The sequence below is a fragment of the Shewanella sp. Actino-trap-3 genome (genome assembly GCF_002836275.1).
GTDB lineage: Bacteria > Pseudomonadota > Gammaproteobacteria > Enterobacterales > Shewanellaceae > Shewanella > Shewanella psychromarinicola.
Window position 1 is genome coordinate 3,490,296 of record NZ_PJCE01000001.1, and the last position, 20,205, is coordinate 3,510,500.

Below are 20,205 nucleotides of genomic sequence, written 5' to 3' on the forward strand. Positions count from 1 at the left end.
TTATACTTATTTTTATACTTGATCATATTTTTTAGCTAACAATTTTACCCATTTGAAAGATAGGTAAATACATCGCCACAATTAATCCGCCGACAACCGTACCAATCACTACCATCATAATGGGTTCTATTAAACTTGATAGCCCATCGACCGCATCATCAACCTGCATTTCATAAATATTAGCCACTTTATTTAGCATTTCATCTAAGCCGCCGGATTCTTCACCTATCATTACCATTTGGATTAACATATCTGGGAATAATTTGGTGGTGCGCATCGCCACGTTCATTTGCATACCCGACATCACCTCTTGGCGTACCTTTAACAGCGCTTTACGGTACACATAATTTCCTGACGCGCCAGCAGCAGACTCTAAGCCATCGATTAATGGCACTCCTGCAGCAAAAGTGGTTGCTAAAGTACGGGCAAAACGCGCCATTGATGCTTTGTGGAGAATATCACCAATCACGGGAATTTTTAGCAGTAATACATCTATTCGATCTCGAAAGCTCTGTGAATTATGGTGTGCTCGTCGAAATAACCAAATAGCAACAACAATACCTATGGCAAAGAAATACCAAGAGGCTTGTAACCCTCTGGAAAGACCCACTACAAACTGGGTAAATGCCGGTAGTTCAGCACCAAATCCTTTAAAAATACTTTCAAATTGTGGTACTACAAAAAGTAAAAGCAGGACAGTAACCGCAATAGCAACTATCACCACAGCAGCTGGATAGAACATGGCTTTTTTTATTTTGGATTTTAACTGCTCGGCTTTTTCGCGATAGGTTGCTATACGATCAAATACTGTATCGAGTGAGCCGGAATGCTCACCCGCAGCAACTAAATCAACATACAATTCATCAAAGTATCTTCTATGGGGTCTCAAAGCGTCAGATAGAGGAATACCGGATTGAACATCAGATAGAATAGTACCAAGCAATTCGCGCACTTTGGCTTTTTCATGGCCGCGACCAAGCAGTTCAAGAGTGGTAACTAAGGGGACTCCCGCAGCAAGCATGGTGGCTATTTGGCGGGTGATCATCGCAATATCCATCGCGTTGATGCTTTTTTCAGTTCTCCACAACGGAGCAGACTTTTTACTTACGCCCTTTGGGGTGACACCTTGGGCTTTTAATACACTGCGAACTTCAGCAATAGTGGATCCCTTGAGCTCACCAGAAGTGCGCTTGCCATCACGATTGGTACCCTTCCATTGGAAAGTGAACACCTTAGGTTGGTGTTTTGTTTTGTTCACCTTTAGCTTTCTTTTTGTTTTTGTTGTAGTTGCTGTGGCCATTTAGCCAATCCTTTTATTTTTGTGCGTCATCCAAGCTAAAGCATTATTGTTAATGATAAATAACCCATTAAATGGTCGAATGACGATAGCTGAATAAGTATAACTGAAGAACTATAACGGAATTAAAAGCTAGTGACACGGTTAATTTCGGCGATACTGGTGACGCCGTTAATAACTTTGAGTAAGCCTGATTGACGTAAATCCCGCATCCCTTGTTGCTTAGCGAGGGTGGCCATTTGCATTGAGTTGCCGCCTTCCATGATGATACGCGCAATTTCATCGCTCATTTTCATCACTTCGTAAATACCGACCCGGCCTTTATAGCCACCCGAACACAGCTCACAACCGACGGGTTTAAATACCGTAAAGCCTTTGGCTATATTGGCTTCAGTAAAGCCTAAGCGTTGCATCTCAGCAACAGGGATTTCTTCTTCATGCTTACATGCAGGGCATAAGCGCCGGGCAAGGCGTTGGGCGATAATTAAATTGACTGAGCTAGCAATGTTGTAGCCCGGTACGCCCATATTAATCAAACGAGTCAAGGTTTCTGCTGCCGAGTTAGTGTGCAGGGTTGATAATACTAAGTGGCCGGTTTGCGCGGCTTTAATCGCTATTTCGGCAGTTTCCAAGTCGCGGATTTCGCCCACCATCACTACATCGGGATCTTGACGCAAAAATGAGCGCAATGCCGAAGCAAAGGTTAAGCCGGCTTTTAAATTAATGTGAACTTGATTAACCCCTTCGAGGTTAATTTCGACCGGATCTTCGGCGGTGGAAATATTACGCTCTTCGGTATTAAGAATATTAAGGCCGGTATACAAGGACACGGTTTTACCCGAACCTGTGGGGCCGGTAACAAGGATCATCCCTTGTGGTTTAGCGAGCATTTCCTCATATAATAGCCGTTGATCGTCTTCATAACCGAGCTTTTCAATTCCCAGTTGCGCAGAAGATGAATCTAAGATCCGCATTACGATTTTCTCGCCCCAAATGGTCGGCAAGCTACTAACACGAAAATCAATTGATTTGGTGCGCGACAGCTTCATTTTAATCCGCCCATCTTGCGGCACACGGCGTTCAGCAATATCCAGTTTTGACATGACTTTTAAACGAGCTGAAATCCGATTGGATAGGTTGACCGGCGGCTCTGATACTTCATGCAATATACCATCGATACGAAAACGAATGCGGTAGCGCTTCTCATAAGGCTCGAAATGTAAATCAGAGGCACCTTTACGGATGGCATCAGTGAGAATTTTATTAATATAGATAACGATAGGCGCATCGTCACTGCTGTCACCGGTCGGCTCATCACGTCTTTCGGTATTAGCGACTTCAATACTTGCAAGAGCTTCTTCGTCAATGCCTTCTAATCCAAGACCGCTAATGTCTTCTTCAAGTATTTTTTCTAAGGCTTTATGCAGTTTGTCGTCTTCAACGAGAATCGCCTCAGCATGCAAGCCTAAACTGAATTGAAAATCTTCAAGGGCGGCAATATCAGTGGGATCTGACGTTGCTATATATAATCTATTGCCACGTTTAAATAGGGGGAGACATTTGTGTTTGTTGATGAGTTTTTTGTTTAGCAAATTTTCAGCAATATTACTTACATCAAACTCATTTAAATCAAGCAGCGGTGTGCCATATTCTTCATAACATAGTTCTGCAATTTCCCGTGCTGATAAGTGTTTTGCGGCTATTACTGATGTTACAAAGGATCTTTTGGTTTTTCTGGAATCATTTATTACTAATGAAGTTAACTCTTCACTAAGTAAGCCTTTGTGAATAAAAAGAGTTGATAAACCGAGATTAAGACCATTATTAGGCATAAATTTCCTAGTGAGGAATTAACTTAGTAATTTTAAATCTATCAAAAAATGCCAAGAACAAAACAATGATTCTTGGCGTTTAATTAAGACTTTAGAAAATATTAAGGAGTTGGAAGTCCTGCGCCTTCTATACATTGTGCAGTAGTTGCACCTGCACCAGCACTAACAATACCATAAGTTACTCGGCCATCAGTTGTAATGGTTGCTGTTAAAGTACAAGCACCTTCAGCAAATGCCAAAGTACCACCAACACCTTCACCTGTCATACCCGTTAGGGTCATACCAGGTGCTGCAGTAACGTCAGCAGCTAAAGTACCGCAAGATATACCTGACTGTACACACGTTACAGATTTAGTAGTGAATGAGGCAACTGCTTTCATTGCAGCACCACCGTGAGCAGCACCCACATAATCACGATAAGCTGGCAATGCGATTGCTGCAAGGATACCGATGATCGCGACTACGATCATTAATTCAATAAGAGTGAAACCCTTAGCGTTTTTGATTTGGTTGATACCTTTCATTTTTCTCTCCGTAAAATAGGCTGGGGTAGTCTCAATCCTCGATATCTATAAGCTTCACCTATACTAGCAACTAATGCTAGTAACTAGATGAAGTAGTTGGCATTCCATTTGCCTAAAACCGTAAAGCACAATTGTGTGGTACTAGATGACCACGATTATTATAGTGCCAGCGTTACTTGTGTTGACCATGGTTATCTCTGTCTATGCTGTTTTTGGCACAATGGCACAATGGCACAATGGCACAATGGCACAATATACAACACATAGGTAATAACCATGTTAACCGCAAACAATGCTAGCCGATTATTTATTTAATAGAGCATTTAGGCTGAGTGGTAAACATAGAGTAAATAGGTCAATGTTAACAAGATACAAAATAACATCTGCTAGTGTGGTTACAAAGTAAATGTTAATTAATTGTTGGTATTTTGACGTTATTTACAATCTAACGAGCACAGTGCATGGCTGAAAGGCCAACTCGCCGAGGTAAACGTTAATATAAACGGTTACAAAATGGAATAGGGTTAACGGCTAAATAAAAAATAAATGTCTAAAAACGCTCTATTTTCACATTTTCCGTACATTATGCGATAAATTATTTTTGACTTCTCTGGGTTAAGAAGTGTTTTTTTGACAAAAAAGCAACAAAGGCGTTTTATTGGCGCTTTTTGGGGGAGAAATCTGACAGGTTTATACCCAAGCTAAAATCTAAAAGCCTAGAGGCTAGAGCGCTACGCTGCTAGATGCTATAAAAGCTAAAAGCCTAGATACTAGAGCGCTACGCTGCTAGATTCTATACAAGCAAAAAGCACAAAGCCTAGATCGTTTCGCTGCCAGGACGCTACGCGGCTAGAGGCTATAAAATCTTAGCAGCGAAGCTGTCCTAGCAGGACGCAGTCCGCCCTAGAAGCGAAGCGGACTATCCGCGTAGCGGCCTAGACCCTAGCAGGACGCAGTCCGTTCTAGCAGCGCAGCGATCCTAGCAGTGACGTAGTCACGCCCTAGCACCCAGCAGGACGCAGTCCGCCCTAGAAGCGAAGCGCACTATCCGCGTAGCGGCCTAGGACCTTAGCATTTATGGTTAACTTTTTAATCTCAATGACAAATCTAAGGCTTTTACGTGCTTAGTCAGTGCGCCGACAGAGATGTAATCTACTCCCGTTTGCGCGAAGGAGGCTAGGGTGTCTAAGGTGACATTGCCTGAAACTTCTAATTTAGCGCCATTACCTTGGTTTTTATAGCGATTATTAAGGCTGACAGCGTCGACCATCATAGTCACGTCGAAATTGTCGAGCATAATGATATCGGCGCCGCCATCGAGTGCTTGAGTGAGTTCTTCAAGTGACTCGACTTCGACTTCGACTGGTTTGTGACTGTCTAACGCGCGTGCTGCTGTAATGGCTTGTGAGATGCCGCCGCAAGCCATAATGTGGTTTTCTTTAATTAAGAAAGCATCGAATAAGCCTATGCGGTGGTTTCTGCCGCCACCACAAGTTACCGCGTATTTTTGGGCGGTGCGAAGGCCTGGGATGGTTTTGCGGGTATCGAGTAATTGGGTATGGGTGCCCACGAGCTTATTCACGTACAACTTTGTTAAGCTGGCAACCCCTGACAAGGTTTGAATAAAGTTCATTGCGGTACGTTCGCCCGTTAAAATAGCCCGTGCAGGGCCAGATAGTTCGCATAACAATTGATTGGCCACAATTAAATCACCGTCATCAACATGCCAATGCAGCACGACTTCACTGCCCAGTTGATTAAAGACTTGCTCTGCCCACGCTTTACCACAAAAAACCCCATCTTCGCGGGTGATTAACATGCCAGAAACGTGTCTATCTGCTGGGATAAGCTGGGCGGTAATATCGGCATTAAGCATGTCGTGGATAGTATTATGGGTCGTGTGACCTAAGTCTTCATCAAGCGCTGTTTGCACAGCATGACGGATATCGTTTTCTAACATAAGCTAAGTCCTTGCTAAAGAACGTGATAAGGCTAAATGATAACCTTGTTCAACAGAGTGTTCAATGGGGTGTTTGTTGCGAAAAGCATTTGTTAAAGATTAGCATAATTTGGCTATATACTGACACTTATATGCATCTAAAAGCTAAAAGCCTAGAGGCTATAAGAGCGAAAGCTTAGAGCCTAGAGCGCTGCGCTGCTAGATGCTATAAAATCTTGGTGACTAGCGGTAGCAAGTGATGACATACGATAAAAAGCGAAAAAGCGAAAAAGCGAAAAAGCGAAAAAGCGAAAAAGCGAAAAAGCGAAAAAACTAAAGCCTAGGTGCTAGAGCGCTACGCTGCTAGATGCTATAAAATCTTAGCAGCGAAGCTGTCCCTAGCAGGACGCAGTCCGCCCTAGCAGCGCAGCGATCCTAGCAGTGACGTAGTCACGCTCTAGTAACTAGCAGGACGAAGTCCGCCCTAGCAGCGCAGCGATCCTAGCAGTGACGTAGTCACGCTCTAGTAACTAGCAGGACGCAGTCCGTCCTAGCAGCGCAGCGATCCTAGCAGTGACGTAGTCACGCTCTAGTAACTAGCAGGACGCAGTCCGTCCTAGATCTTAGGGATAATCAGCATTGGTATTGCGGTTTAATACTGTTGAATTTAGACTGACTCTGGTTATCAAGCACTGGTTATGAAATGGTTATGAAATGGTTATAAAATGGTTAGATAGTTATGTTTAAGGAGGCGTATGCCAAAAGGCTTATTACAACAAGGTTGGTTGGCCAGCGCTAGACCATGTATTTCGCCACATTTTAATCCACGACCCAACAATGAGGTCAGCTTGTTGGTGATCCACAATATTAGCTTGCCTGCGGGGTGTTTTGGTTTACCGCATATTGATGAACTATTTCAAGGTTGCTTGGATATTGATGCAGACGAAAGTTTTGCTCAGTTGGCTGGCTTGCAAGTCTCGGCGCATTTTTTAATTAGGCGCGATGGTGAAGTGGTGCAGTATGTTGGTTGTGATGACAGAGCATGGCACGCTGGGGTTTCTGAGTTCAAGGGGCGTAAGGGCTGTAACGACTTTGCCATTGGCATCGAACTGGAAGGCACAGATAGTAGTGGCTATACCGACGAGCAATACCAGCAATTAATCCTGTTAACATTGGAGTTAATGGCGCAGTATCCTATGATTAAGGTAAATAATATTGTTGGCCATTGTGATATCGCTCCTGGGCGTAAAACCGACCCTGGTTTCAGTTTTGATTGGTCGCGATATCAACAGGCCATTGCAAATGTTTAGATAAGCGTTTGTGGTATAGCTTGTGTTACTCGTTATGTGTTTCGCTATGCGTTACAGGGTACTTGCAGGCTCCGCCCACTTACACCACAGTCCTTCAATGATGACAGCTGTAACTGAATAGAAGTAAAAAGGATATTCATGGCGTTATTTTCATTATTAGTGGCAATTTTAGTTGAACGTTTGAAGCTGCTGCCAAGTGGTTGGCAGTTCGATAGCGTTATGACGCGTTACCAAAAAAAGTTTTGGGATAGCCAATCACTTAAATCAGCATTTAGCGTTGCGATGGCGATTGTGCTGCCGGCTTTATTGGTCTTTGTGATCAGTTTTCTACTCGAGGGTATATTTTTTGATATATTGAGTTTGTTATTTTGGGTACTGATATCCATTATTTGTTTTAGTCACCAATCATTACGAGGCGTGTTTAAACAGTATATCCAGGCGGCATGTCGTGGCGACGTACAAGCTTGTTATCGTTATGCCGGCGAGTTGGATTGTAGTGACTGTTTAGACGTGGTGGATGAACAGGATTTAGGCTGTAAAGTGGGACAAACAGTTGCTTGGCTTAATTACCGCTATTACGGTGCCGTTGCATTGTATTTGATATTTTTAGGGCCGGTAGGTGCAATATTATACTGTACTGTGCGCTTTTACAGTGAGTACAACAGTAAGCATAAGCTTGAAATGCCATTGGTCGATCATTTACAGATGTTATTTGATTGGTTGCCAAGTCGGGTGTTTAGTTTTGGCTATGTATTAAGTGGCCAGTTTAGCGAAGGCTTAAGTGCGTGGCGGCAATATGGTTTAAGTGTCAATATTGATGCAAAAACCATAGTGACTAATACTGCGGTGGCGGCTGAGTCTTTACCTGAAGCGGGGGATGCGCCACTGAGCGTGCAGTCCACATTGGCATTACTGGCATTGAGTAAACGTAATTTTGTGTTGCTGCTGACGTTGGTTTCCGTATTAACCATTTTTGGTGTTGTTAGCTAGCTAGGCCGCTTCGCGGATAGTGCGCTGCGCTTCTAGGGCGGACTACGTCCTGCTAGGACAGCTTCGCTGCTAAGATTTTATAGCCTCTAGCAGCGTAGCGCTCTAGTATCTAGGCTTTTAGCTTTTATAGCATCTAGGCTTCTAGCTTTCACTTTTAACGATTTATCCCAACGCTTATCCGGTATTGAGGCTAATATGGATAAATAGTCTGACCCTTAGAACAGAAATATAGGTTATGCTCTAGGCATGAGCGTTTTAAACGACGCAGCTCTCTTTTGTCAGTATTCTGATAACTAGACATGGCTTGTATGATTTGATAAAGTGCGCTCTCTCATATTAATTGGTAAGACCAATTGACAATTGCTTGTTAAGGAGCTGAGCGCAAAATGGCTTATATTAAGATCAACCAGCCAAAAATTTCTGATGTGATCATGGAGCAATTAGAGCGAATGATCCTCGAAGGCAGTTTGCAGCCGGGTCAAAAACTACCTCCTGAACGCGAACTCGCGGTGCAATTTGAAGTGTCTCGTCCTTCATTGCGTGAAGCGATTCAAAAATTAGAAGCTAAAGGCTTGCTCATGCGTCGTCAAGGCGGTGGCACCTACGTTAAAGAACAACTTTGGCAAAGTCTTGCCGATCCTATTGTTGAATTAATGCATAACGATTCTGAAAGTCAGTATGACTTACTCGAATTTCGTCACGCCACAGAAGGCATGATGGCGTATTATGCTGCGCTGCGCGGCAATGATGCGGATATGCAAAATATCCAAAATCGCATTATTGAGCTAGAAGCGGCAACTAATGTTGAAGCGAAAGCGGCTGCTATTGTGCGTTTTTATCGCGCAGTTGCTGAGGCGTCACATAATGTTGCCATGCTGCATTTAGTGTTGAGTTTAACCCCCGTGCTGCACAAAAATGTGGCACAAAATTTGGAGCTTTTAAGCAAAAGCCAAGACGCTTCCACCATGGCAAATGATCACAGACGCGCGTTACTGGCTGCGATTATACGCCGAGACCCCGACGCCGCGCGCGAAGCTTCGAATGAGCATTTAAGTTATATCGAAGAAATCATGTTGTCGGTAAGAAAAGAAGACAGTCGGTTGCAACGTAGTTTGCGCCGTTTAAAGAGCGGCGCGTAACTGAGTTGCTGTGTCAACAAGCAGCAACTAAAGCCGAAATATAACCCGTATATAGAGAAGGACTGCGATATGTCTGAAGATATGCTTCAAGATTTAGATCCATCAGAAACCCAAGAGTGGGTTGATGCTCTGCAAGCTGTACTAGAGCAAGAAGGGTCTGAACGAGCACACTTTTTACTCGAAAAATTAATCGATAAAGCGCGTCGTAACGGTACTCACTTACCTTATAATGCAACAACTGCTTACTTAAACACCATTCCTGCAGGCCAAGAGCCAAATATGCCCGGCAACCAAGAAATGGAACGCCGTATTCGGGCGATTATCCGTTGGAATGCCTTGGCGATGGTGTTACGTGGTTCTAAGAAAGATTTAGAGCTTGGTGGCCATATTTCAAGTTTTGCTTCTAGTGCGACGATTTATGATGTGTGTTTTAACCACTTCTTCCGCGCACCTAATGAGCAAGATGGTGGTGACTTGGTGTATTTCCAAGGCCATATCGCACCCGGTATTTATGCGCGTTCATTCCTTGAAGGGCGTATTACTGAAGAACAAATGGCTAATTTCCGTCAAGAAGTCGATGGCAAAGGTCTTTCTTCATACCCGCATCCTAAGTTAATGCCTACTTATTGGCAGTTCCCGACGGTATCGATGGGCCTAGGTCCTATTCAAGCGATTTACCAAGCGCGTTATTTGAAGTATTTAACTGACCGTGGTTTAAAAGATTGCTCTAAGCAAACGGTTTACTGTTTCTTAGGCGACGGTGAGTGTGATGAACCAGAAGCATTAGGTGCTATTAGTTTAGCGGCACGTGAAGAATTAGATAACTTAGTGTTTATCGTTAACTGTAACTTACAGCGTCTTGATGGCCCTGTACGTGGTAACGGTAAAATTATCCAAGAACTTGAAGGCGAATTCCGCGGCGCAGGCTGGGAAGTCGTTAAAGTGATTTGGGGTCGTTATTGGGATCCATTATTGGCCCGTGATACCAGCGGTAAGTTATTACAGTTAATGGAAGAAACCGTAGACGGTGAATACCAAAACTGTAAAGCCAAAGGCGGCGCATGGACCCGTGAGCATTTCTTTGGTAAGTACCCTGAAACTGCCGAAATGGTGGCTAACATGTCAGATGATGACATTTGGCGCTTAAACCGTGGTGGTCATGATCCGGTTAAAGTTTACGCTGCACTTGAACATGCACAAAAAACCAAAGGCCGTCCAACGGTTATCCTTGCCAAAACGGTTAAAGGTTATGGTTTAGGTGACGCAGGTGAAGGTAAGAACATCGCTCACAACGTCAAGAAAATGGGTCTCGATTCTATCCGTCATTTCCGTGACCGTTTCAATATTCCAATCCCGGATGACAAGTTAGAAGATCTGCCTTTTTATCATCCAGGTCCAGACTCTGAAGAAGTGAAATACTTGAAGAGTCGCCGTGAAGCGTTATTAGGTTATTTACCACAACGTCGTGAAAAATTCACTGAAGAGTTAGAGATCCCTTCATTGAAGATTTTTGATTCGATTTTGAAAGGCTCAAATGGCCGTGAAATTTCATCAACAATGGCGTTTGTTCGAGTATTAACGGCGTTATTAAAAGACAAAAAAATCGGTAAGCGCATTGTGCCGATTATTCCTGATGAAGCGCGTACTTTTGGTATGGAAGGTTTATTCCGTCAAGTGGGTATTTATGCTCATGAAGGCCAAAAATATATCCCACAAGATTCTGATCAAGTTGCTTACTACCGTGAAGATAAAACCGGTCAAGTATTGCAAGAAGGGATTAACGAGTTAGGGGCGATGTCATCTTGGGTTGCTGCAGCAACAAGCTACTCTGTTAACGATATGCCAACCATTCCTTTCTACATTTATTACTCAATGTTTGGTTTCCAACGCATTGGTGATATGGCGTGGGCCGCAGGCGATATGCGTGCGCGTGGTTTCCTAGTGGGTGGTACTTCAGGCCGTACAACATTGAACGGCGAAGGTTTACAGCATCAAGATGGTCACAGCCACGTGTTGGCGAACACGATTCCAAACTGTATTTCTTACGATCCTACTTATGGTTATGAAATTGCGGTGGTAGTACAAGATGGTATTCGTCGTATGTATGGCGAAAATCAAGAAGATATCTACTACTACTTAACCACCATGAACGAAAACTACGTGCAGCCAGAAATGCCAGCCGGTGCTGAAGAAGGTATTGTCAAAGGTATTTATAAGCTTGAGTCTGTTGCTGGTAGTGGTAAAGGTAAAGTTCAGTTAATGGGTTGCGGTACTATTCTTGAAGAAGTTCGCAATGCAGCACAAGCATTAGCCAAAGACTTTGGTGTCAGTGTCGACGTATTCAGTGTGACCAGCTTTAACGAGTTAACCCGTGACGGTCAAGCTGCTGAGCGTTGGAACATGTTGCACCCAACCGCAGAGCCTAAGCAAGCGTATGTCAGTCAAGTGTTATCGTCAGATGCGCCTGTAATTGCGGCTACCGACTATATGAAAATATACGGCGAGCAATTACGTGCTTTTGTACCAACAGATTATAAAGTGTTGGGTACCGATGGTTTTGGACGCAGCGACAGCCGTGCAAACTTACGTCATCACTTTGAAGTGGATGCCAAGTTTATTGTTATTGCGGCGCTGAAGTCACTTGTTGATCGTAATGAAATGCCTGTTGATGTGTTAACGAAAACCATCGCTGAATATGGCATTGATGCTGATAAGATCAACCCACAGTTAGCGTAAGGGGATACAAAATGGCTGAATTAAAAGAAATTTTGGTTCCTAATATCGATACTGATGCCGTACAAGTTATTGAAATTTGTGCTGCAGTGGGTGATTTTCTTGAAAAAGAAGCGTCAATCATCACAGTTGAAAGCGATAAGGCAACCATGGACATTCCAGCACCTTTTGCTGGCACCTTGGCAGAATTAAAGATTGCTGTAGGTGATACTGTGTCTGAAGGCACGTTAATCGCGATGATGAGTGCTGCTGACGCCGCGCCTGTTAAAGCAGAAGCACCTAAAGCAGAAGCGCCAGTTGCCCAAGCTGCGGCTCCTGCACCTGTAACGCCAGTGGCAGTTACTCCAGCAGCTGCGCCAAGTGCTGGCAGTTCAGAAGTGATTGAGGTCAAAGTACCTGATATTGGTGGTGACACCGATGTGTCTATTATTGAAGTTCTGGTTGCTGTTGGCGATAGCATTGATGTTGATACGGGTCTGATTACCTTAGAAACCGATAAAGCCACCATGGATGTTCCGTCACCCAAAGCGGGTGTGGTTAAAGAGCTTAATGTGGCCTTGGGCGACAAAGTGTCTGAAGGTTCATTGGTTATCATGTTAGAAGTGGCCGGTTCTGCTCCTGTTGCAGCAGCACCTGTTGAATCTGCGCCACAAGCAGCTGCACCGGTTGCTCAAGCGGCTCAGGCTCCTGCAGCACAAGCCGCAACGACAACTCAAGTACAAGAAATTCATGTACCTGACATTGGCGACGCTAGTGATGTTGATATTATCGAAGTGTTGGTTTCTATAGGTGATGACATCACTCTAGATCAAGGCTTAATTACCCTTGAAACTGACAAAGCGACCATGGAAGTACCGGCCCCATTTGCCGGTAAGTTAGTGTCGTTAACCGTTAAAGTGGGCGATAAAGTGTCTCAAGGTAGCTTAATTGCTACGATTGAAACCACAAGTACTGCGCCAGTGGCCCAAGCGGCTCCAGTGCAAGCTGAACCTGCACCCGCAGCGCCAGCGCCAACCATAGCGGCAAGTCGTCCATCAACTCCGCCAGTGCCGTATCATCCAAGTGCAGCGAAGCCTACGTCAACAGGTGTCGCACATGCATCACCTGCGGTACGTCGTTTAGCGCGTGAATTTGGTGTTGATTTAAGCCAGGTGTCTGGTACTGGCCGTAAAGCGCGTATTTTGAAAGAAGACGTACAAGCGTTTGTTAAGTACGAGTTGTCACGTCCTAAAGCTTCAGCTGTTACGGCGGTTGCTGGTGGTGCTGGCAGCTTAAACGTGATTGCTGCGCCTAAGGTTGATTTCAGTAAGTTTGGTGAAGTGGAAGAAGTGCCATTAAGCCGGATCCAGAAATTATCGGGTCCTAACTTACATCGCAACTGGGTTACCATTCCACATGTTACCCAGTTTGACGAAGCTGATATCACTGAGATGGAAGCATTCCGTAAGCAACAAAACGAGCTTGCTGCGAAGAAAAAAGCCGATTACAAGATCACCCCATTGGTGTTCATGATGAAAGCGGTTGCCAAAGCATTGGCTGAGTTCCCTGTGTTTAACTCGAGTTTAAGCAGTGACGGTGAGTCACTTATCCAAAAGAAATATTTCCATATTGGTGTGGCTGTTGATACCCCGAATGGCTTAATGGTTCCTGTGGTTCGTGATGTCGATAAAAAAGGCATTGTAGAATTGTCGCGTGAATTAACCGATATTTCTATCCGCGCTCGTGATGGCAAGTTAAAGTCGGCTGATATGCAAGGTAGCTGTTTTACTATTTCAAGTTTAGGTGGTATTGGCGGTACGGCGTTTACGCCGATTGTTAACTACCCAGACGTGGCGATTTTAGGGGTGTCAAAATCTGAAATTAAGCCAAAGTGGAACGGTAAAGAGTTTCAACCTAAATTAATGTTGCCCTTATCCTTGTCATATGACCATCGCGTTATTGATGGGGCGATGGCTGCACGCTTTAGTGTGACCTTATCTGCAATATTATCAGACATTCGCACATTGATTTTATAACCCAAAAGGTCGCTCATAAGAGCGACCTTTTTATTGTGATCGGTTTCAAACAAATTGATTTGAGTATAAAATGCGCCCATCCCAATTTTTTAGTTAACAACTGAATGGAAATTGGACGTGAAACGTAAGTTTCAAGCTGGCGACATCGACATTTGGGCCGATCCGTCTTTCACACGGAATGAACAAGATTAGAGGAAATCATGAGTAACGAAATAAAAACTCAAGTAGTCGTACTAGGGGCAGGCCCAGCAGGTTATTCTGCGGCGTTTCGTGCTGCTGACTTAGGCTTAGACGCCATAATTGTTGAGCGTTTCAGTACCCTTGGTGGTGTGTGTCTGAACGTTGGCTGTATTCCTTCAAAAGCACTATTGCATGTAGCAAAAGTCATTGAAGAAGCCAAAATGGTTGCTGATCATGGCATCGTTTTTGGTGAGCCTAAGATTGATTTAGACAAATTACGTGGCTTTAAAAATAAAGTTGTTGGACAGTTAACCGGCGGATTAGGCGGAATGTCTAAAATGCGTAAAGTTGATGTGGTTAATGGTTTTGGTAAATTTACTGGCCCTAATAGCTTAGAAGTCACTGCAGAAGATGGCACAGTGACAGTGGTTCAGTTTGAACAAGCCATTATTGCTGCCGGTTCACGTCCCATTAAATTACCGTTTATTCCCCATGAAGACCCGCGTATTTGGGATTCGACTGATGCACTAGAACTGAAAGAAGTTCCAGGTAAGTTATTAGTGATGGGTGGCGGTATTATTGGTCTAGAAATGGCCACCGTATACGCTTCTTTAGGCAGTGAAATTGACGTGGTTGAAATGTTTGACCAAGTTATTCCCGCTGCAGACAAAGACGTTGTTCGTGTATTCACTAAACAAATTAAGAAGAAGTTTAACCTTATTCTTGAAACGAAAGTGACTGCGGTTGAAGCCAAAGATGACGGTATTTACGTCACAATGGAAGGCAAGAAAGCGCCTGCAGAACCTGTACGTTATGATGCCGTATTAGTCGCCATTGGTCGTTCACCTAATGGTAAGTCTCTGGCTGCTGAAAAAGCCGGTGTTAATGTTGATGAGCGTGGCTTTATTAATGTTGATAAGCAGTTACGTACCAACGTACCTCATATTTATGCTATCGGTGATATCGTTGGCCAGCCTATGTTGGCTCACAAAGGTGTCCATGAAGGTCATGTTGCCGCTGAAGTGATTTCGGGCTTGAAGCACTATTTCGATCCTAAAGTTATTCCATCAATTGCTTACACAGACCCTGAAGTTGCATGGGTCGGCCTCACTGAGAAAGAAGCGAAAGAGCAAGGTATTGCTTACGAAACGTCGACGTTCCCGTGGGCAGCAAGCGGCCGTGCAATCGCATCAGATTGCAGCGAAGGTATGACTAAGTTAATTTTCGAGAAAGAGACTCACCGGGTGATCGGTGGTGCTATTGTCGGCGTTAACGGTGGTGAATTATTAGGTGAAATTGGCCTAGCCATTGAAATGGGGTGTGATGCTGAAGATTTAGCATTAACGATCCATGCTCACCCGACATTACATGAATCAGTTGGCTTAGCGGCTGAAATGTATGAAGGTTCAATTACTGATTTACCTAACCCTAAAGCGGTTAAGAAGAAGTAATTAATACTTGACGACATAAGGCGCTCCTATCTAGGGGTGCTTTTTTTTTACCTACAATTTGACTTTGTGGAGGTGTCTTAGGTGAAAGTATTACTTTATAAACATAATCATGTTAAAACATTAATATTGATTATAAAAAAAGATAGATAAACTCGCTAAAAAATAACTTGTCAGACGTTATGCAGGATTATTTTTGTTTCCGTTTAAAAGATTATATTGTTTGTTCCAGCTGCAGAGCCGTTAAATAATAATGCTGGCCGCGGTAGTCTCATCGGCTGATGATGACGATGAGTACAAATATTTTCTTTTCGAGGTATAGGCTTAATTTATGATAAAAGCGGTAATCTGTTGCTTCGTTAGTGTGATTTTTTACTTATTCAGCGCTGCTCCAGCGAGTGCAGCAGATATCGTTCAGCGAGTGTTTACTGCGCGCGATGGGTTAGCCAATGCCACGATCCAAGATATAAGCTTTGGCCATTATGGATTTGTTTGGTTGGCGACTCAGCAAGGTTTGTATCGGGTTAGTAATAATAAAGTTAGGCGCATCGATAAAGTCGGTTTTGATTCAGTCCTTGATGATGAGCTCATTTCTACAGTCGTTAATTCTGACCAAGACCATTTACTTATTGGCACCAATTCCTCGTTATATTTATACAGCATTTTAGATAATCAGTTTAGCTTGTTGCTTAAGCCTAAAGACAATGATGTCACTAACATTAATAACAGTATTCGCGTGGCAGCGACTCAGCGTCAGCTCGATGGACGGCTGTTAATTCTAGCTTATTCTGGCCAAGTTTATTATTTTGATGATACTTCTCAGCAATTGTATTTATCCCCTAGTCATTTATTAGATCACAATTTACCTTGGCGTAACGCGCTTGAATTAAACAACGCGCAATATTTGTTTTCCACTGATCATGTGCTGCAACTTCATCAGGCTGACGGGACCTTCATCGGCGTATTTCCATGGTCGGATAAAAACGGTTCCATTAGAAAGCTGTTTCAAGATAAACAACAGCGGGTATGGATGCTGACATCGAAAGGGTTATTTAAGGTCAATACCAATACGCTCACACTACAATCGGTGCCTGAAATTCCTTATTATGTTGAGCAAATGGAGCAAGATCTTAATGGTGATTTATGGATTTCAAGCCGTGCAGGATTGATTTTTTGGAGCCAAGAAAACAACAAGCTAATCGTATACCGTGACGAACTTAAACAAAGAGCTAATATTGATTACATTCATGATATGGCGGTTGATGCAGAGGGGTTGTTGTGGGTTGGTGGTTCAGGTGATGGTCTTGCTGTGATTGCGGGCAAACCTGAATTTTTAATTGATGATTACTCTAAAAAACCGCCTTATCAACTTGATAATGAAATGGTGTGGTCGGTATACAGTGAAGGCGACAAGGTGTGGTTAGGTACCGATGGTGGTTTGTCTGTGGTTAATACACTTGACCAAACATCAACCATGATAATCCCAGCAGGGTTTGAACTTAATGACAGTATTTATCGGATTGGATCCCTAGACGCACAGCACCTTGTGTTAGCCACCACCAGTGGCTTATATGTGGTCAATAAATTAACCAATACCAGTACTGATTTTGCTCAGTGGAGTGGTGGCAAAGCGTCGCTGAGCGATAGGATTGTCATCGGTATTTATCGTGACGAATTGTTTAACGATATGATTTGGTTTACCACCAATAAAGGCTTGTATTATTGGCAAGAGGGTAATGATGATTTGACCTTACAAGCGCTATCAAATGGTAAGCAGTCATTAAGTAATACGCTATATAAAGCCTTATTAAGGGATGATGCGGATCATTTATGGATTAGTGGCAGTAAACATTTTGGCTATTTAACCACTGCTGATGAATATGTTTCTAAAGTGGATGTATTTGCCGATTTTACTAATCTCCCAACGATGAATAGTATTATGCAAGTGGCCCCAGGCGTTATCTGGTTAGGCACTTCCCAGCAAGGTATTTATCAATTCAATACTCAGACCGATGAGATTATTTCGCTTGATCAACAGTGGAAGATCGACTGTAAAGTGGTGTTCTTTTTTCAAGAAACGGCTACGGACCATATTATCGGTTGTGCTAGCGCCATCATTAAAGTCAATAAAGCGTCAGGTAAAGTCAGTTCATTTAGCCATAAAGATGGATTCATTTCTGATGAATTTAATGAGTCGGCAAAATTTTATGATCCTGATAAAGGATTTTATGTCGGTACGCCAGACGGCGCGATGTTAATCGATCTTGATAAACTGGCCCCACGTACTGTCAATGACAAGGTGATACTTGAATCTGTGTCAGTATATTATGAGAATAATACCGCCGTTTTTTTGATCCCAAGCCAATTGTCGCAAGTCGAACCTGGTGCCAACTTAATTAGCTTTCAAATTGCCATTCTCGATTACCTTGATAATAAGCCGATGACCATACAGTATCGTCTGGTTAAGAATGGCGCCGACACTGGGAATTACGTGTTATTAGAAGGGCAGTCACAAATTAATATTACCGGTTTAAGTGCAGGGGCGTATGTGCTTGAACTGTTATATAAAAGAAATGGTGTATGGTCGAGCGAACCCTTCCAGTATCCCTTTATGGTTAAGCAATTTTGGTGGCGATCGCAACAATTTAAAGGTGCATTAACTTTTAGCCTATTACTTATTGTATTAGCGATATTGGTGTTTAGGCAGCGACAGATCAATCGCTTTAAAAAAATGAACGTTGCATTGCTGCAAAGTGATGACCGTTTGCGCCAAGCGTTGAAAGGCAGCGATTCAGACTTATGGGAGTGGCACGGCAATACGCGACTTTTATCATTAGATAATCGAGGTGGTGTACTGGGTCCTATACCGTATATCGAAATGAAACTAGAAGAAATTCCCATTCATCAAGATGACATTGAGCTGATCACTAAAGCCTGGAATAAGTTGCTGTTATCTGCAACAGACATGATTGATATTGAGTACCGATATCAAAATGAACATGATCATCAATGGCATTGGCTGCGGATTAAAGGCCGCGCCATTGAGGTTGATCAAAACAGTGGAAGGTTAATTCATGCTGCAGGGATGTATACCGATATCACTCAGCAAAGAGCACTTGAAAGTGAGGTCAATTTATTAGCTCAAGCGTTTGAGAATACCTCCGAAGGCATGTTGATCTTAGACGTGAATAAAAACATCAAAATTAGTAATGCTGCTGCTAATTTAATTCTAGCGGCTAAAAAGAGTGATTTAGCTGGCAAACCTTTTTCCGACTTAGTGTTTGAGACTGTAGAGCCTTTTGACATGGATGATGTGTTTGATAAGGAGCTCTTTTGGACCGGAGAATGCGAGTTTAATTGTAGTGATGGTAGCCGATGTCCTGTATGGATAAATGTGTCGACCATGTTTAATTTAAATGGCACTGCATTACATTATGTGGTGGTATTTTCAGATATCACTGAGCGTAAACATAATGAGCTTCATCTGCGCCGCTTGGCAAACAATGACATGTTAACTGGCTTAGCTAATCGGGCGATGTTTTCGCGTCGATTAGGCCAGGTTATTGAAACGGCAAAGCAACAGAACGAAACCTTAGCGCTACTATTTTTAGACCTCGACAGATTTAAACATGTTAATGACTCATACGGTCACAGTATGGGTGACGCATTGTTAGTTGAAGCCGCAAGTCGACTGCAGTCTTGTTTGTCTGAAGAGCATTTGTTGTGTCGTTTTGGTGGTGATGAATTTGTTATTTTGCTGCGTGACGCCAAAGATGTCGATACCATTAATCACATTGCAAAACAGCTATTAAAACAAATCGAAACGCCCTTTAAATTGTACGGGCGGGAATTCTTTATTTCGACCAGTATTGGCATTAGCATTTGGTCTGGTGATGATCAAACCCCCGAGACCTTGATAAAAAATGCCGATTTAGCCATGTATCATGCAAAAGAAGAGGGCAGGGGGAATTTTCAATATTATTCCGCTGAGCGCAATGCAGAAGCATTATACCATTTGCGCTTAGAAGCTGATTTGCATCGAGCGATACTGTGCAACGAATTTGAAGTGTATTACCAGCCCCAGATCGATGTTCACCAACAAAATAGAATCGTAGGCGTTGAAGCTTTGATCCGTTGGAAACACCCAAAAGATGGCATGGTCAGACCCGATGTGTTTATTGGTATTGCCGAATCCTGTGGCTTGATTGTTGAGATCGATCGCTGGGTGCTGACTCAAGCTTGTCTCGACGGTGCTCGCTGGCATCAACAGTATCAGAGTGAGATAAAAGTGTCTGTTAACGTATCGGCTATGCATTTTAGGCAGCCAGATTTTATCGACTTTTTAACCGCAACACTGCATCAAACGGGAATGCCTGCAAGGTGTTTATCGGTAGAAATTACTGAAGGTGTATTGATGAAAGAGATCGATATTGCCAGCCAACACTTACTCGCACTTAAGCAGTTAGGTATTAATGTTGCCATAGATGATTTTGGCACCGGTTATTCATCACTTGCCTATTTACGGTCATTCCAAGTGAACACCCTAAAAATTGATCGCTCATTTTTAATTCATATTGATACCAATCAAGCCGATCAAGCTATTGTGAGCAGTATTATTGAATTAGCGCGAAACCTATCCCTTGACGTTATCGCCGAAGGCGTTGAATCGGAGCAGCAATTGGATCAAGTGGTTAAGCGAGGATGCCATGTTATTCAGGGGTATTATTTTGCCAAGCCGATGCCCAAAGCCGAACTTGAACTCGACATTAAGCGAAAAATGCTGATTAATGAGTAATGT

The 20,205-nt window shown here is 43.2% G+C and carries 11 protein-coding genes; 7 read left to right on the forward strand and 4 right to left on the reverse strand.

The features are described 5' to 3' along the window. Positions 1 to 31: 31 nt before the first annotated feature. The 4 genes from CXF80_RS15110 to nadC all read right to left on the reverse strand — a co-directional run bounded on the left by CXF80_RS15110 (position 32) and on the right by nadC (position 5,613). The gene (locus tag CXF80_RS15110; RefSeq protein WP_101033773.1) at positions 32 to 1,300 is read right to left on the reverse strand and encodes a type II secretion system F family protein; all 1,269 of its coding nucleotides are present in this window, start codon (positions 1,298 to 1,300) and stop codon (positions 32 to 34) included. Between the two features lie 122 nt (positions 1,301 to 1,422). Further along, the gene (gene pilB / locus CXF80_RS15115; protein ID WP_101033774.1) at positions 1,423 to 3,129 is read right to left on the reverse strand and encodes a type IV-A pilus assembly ATPase PilB; all 1,707 of its coding nucleotides are present in this window, start codon (positions 3,127 to 3,129) and stop codon (positions 1,423 to 1,425) included. Positions 3,130 to 3,230: 101 nt separating this feature from the next. Then, on the reverse strand, positions 3,231 to 3,653 hold the full coding sequence (locus CXF80_RS15120; protein WP_101033775.1) for a prepilin-type N-terminal cleavage/methylation domain-containing protein: 423 nt from the start codon (positions 3,651 to 3,653) through the stop codon (positions 3,231 to 3,233). 1,081 nt (positions 3,654 to 4,734) lie between these two features. Further along, positions 4,735 to 5,613, reverse strand: a complete 879-nt coding sequence (gene nadC / locus CXF80_RS15125) for a carboxylating nicotinate-nucleotide diphosphorylase (protein ID WP_101033776.1) — start codon at positions 5,611 to 5,613, stop codon at positions 4,735 to 4,737. A 734-nt stretch (positions 5,614 to 6,347) separates the two neighbouring features. Between nadC and ampD the strand changes: the two genes are divergently transcribed. The 7 genes from ampD to CXF80_RS15160 all read left to right on the forward strand — a co-directional run bounded on the left by ampD (position 6,348) and on the right by CXF80_RS15160 (position 20,202). Beyond that, on the forward strand, positions 6,348 to 6,902 hold the full coding sequence (gene ampD / locus CXF80_RS15130; RefSeq protein ID WP_101033777.1) for a 1,6-anhydro-N-acetylmuramyl-L-alanine amidase AmpD: 555 nt from the start codon (positions 6,348 to 6,350) through the stop codon (positions 6,900 to 6,902). A 138-nt stretch (positions 6,903 to 7,040) separates the two neighbouring features. Next, positions 7,041 to 7,892 (forward strand): beta-lactamase regulator AmpE, encoded by an 852-nt coding sequence (gene ampE, locus CXF80_RS15135; RefSeq protein WP_101033778.1) that lies wholly within the window; start codon positions 7,041 to 7,043, stop codon positions 7,890 to 7,892. A 386-nt stretch (positions 7,893 to 8,278) separates the two neighbouring features. Then, positions 8,279 to 9,031 carry a pyruvate dehydrogenase complex transcriptional repressor PdhR gene (pdhR, locus tag CXF80_RS15140; protein WP_101033779.1) on the forward strand — a complete coding sequence of 251 codons (753 nt, stop codon included), beginning with the start codon at positions 8,279 to 8,281 and terminating at the stop codon, positions 9,029 to 9,031. A gap of 69 nt (positions 9,032 to 9,100) precedes the next feature. Continuing rightward, positions 9,101 to 11,767, forward strand: a complete 2,667-nt coding sequence (gene aceE / locus CXF80_RS15145; protein ID WP_101033780.1) for a pyruvate dehydrogenase (acetyl-transferring), homodimeric type — start codon at positions 9,101 to 9,103, stop codon at positions 11,765 to 11,767. A gap of 11 nt (positions 11,768 to 11,778) precedes the next feature. Further along, positions 11,779 to 13,779, forward strand: a complete 2,001-nt coding sequence (aceF, locus tag CXF80_RS15150) for a pyruvate dehydrogenase complex dihydrolipoyllysine-residue acetyltransferase (RefSeq protein ID WP_101033781.1) — start codon at positions 11,779 to 11,781, stop codon at positions 13,777 to 13,779. Between the two features lie 200 nt (positions 13,780 to 13,979). Next, complete coding sequence (gene lpdA, locus CXF80_RS15155; protein ID WP_101033782.1) at positions 13,980 to 15,410, forward strand: dihydrolipoyl dehydrogenase; 1,431 nt, start codon at positions 13,980 to 13,982, stop codon at positions 15,408 to 15,410. Positions 15,411 to 15,738: 328 nt separating this feature from the next. After that, on the forward strand, positions 15,739 to 20,202 hold the full coding sequence (locus CXF80_RS15160) for an EAL domain-containing protein (RefSeq protein ID WP_101033783.1): 4,464 nt from the start codon (positions 15,739 to 15,741) through the stop codon (positions 20,200 to 20,202). Positions 20,203 to 20,205 lie beyond the last annotated feature (3 nt).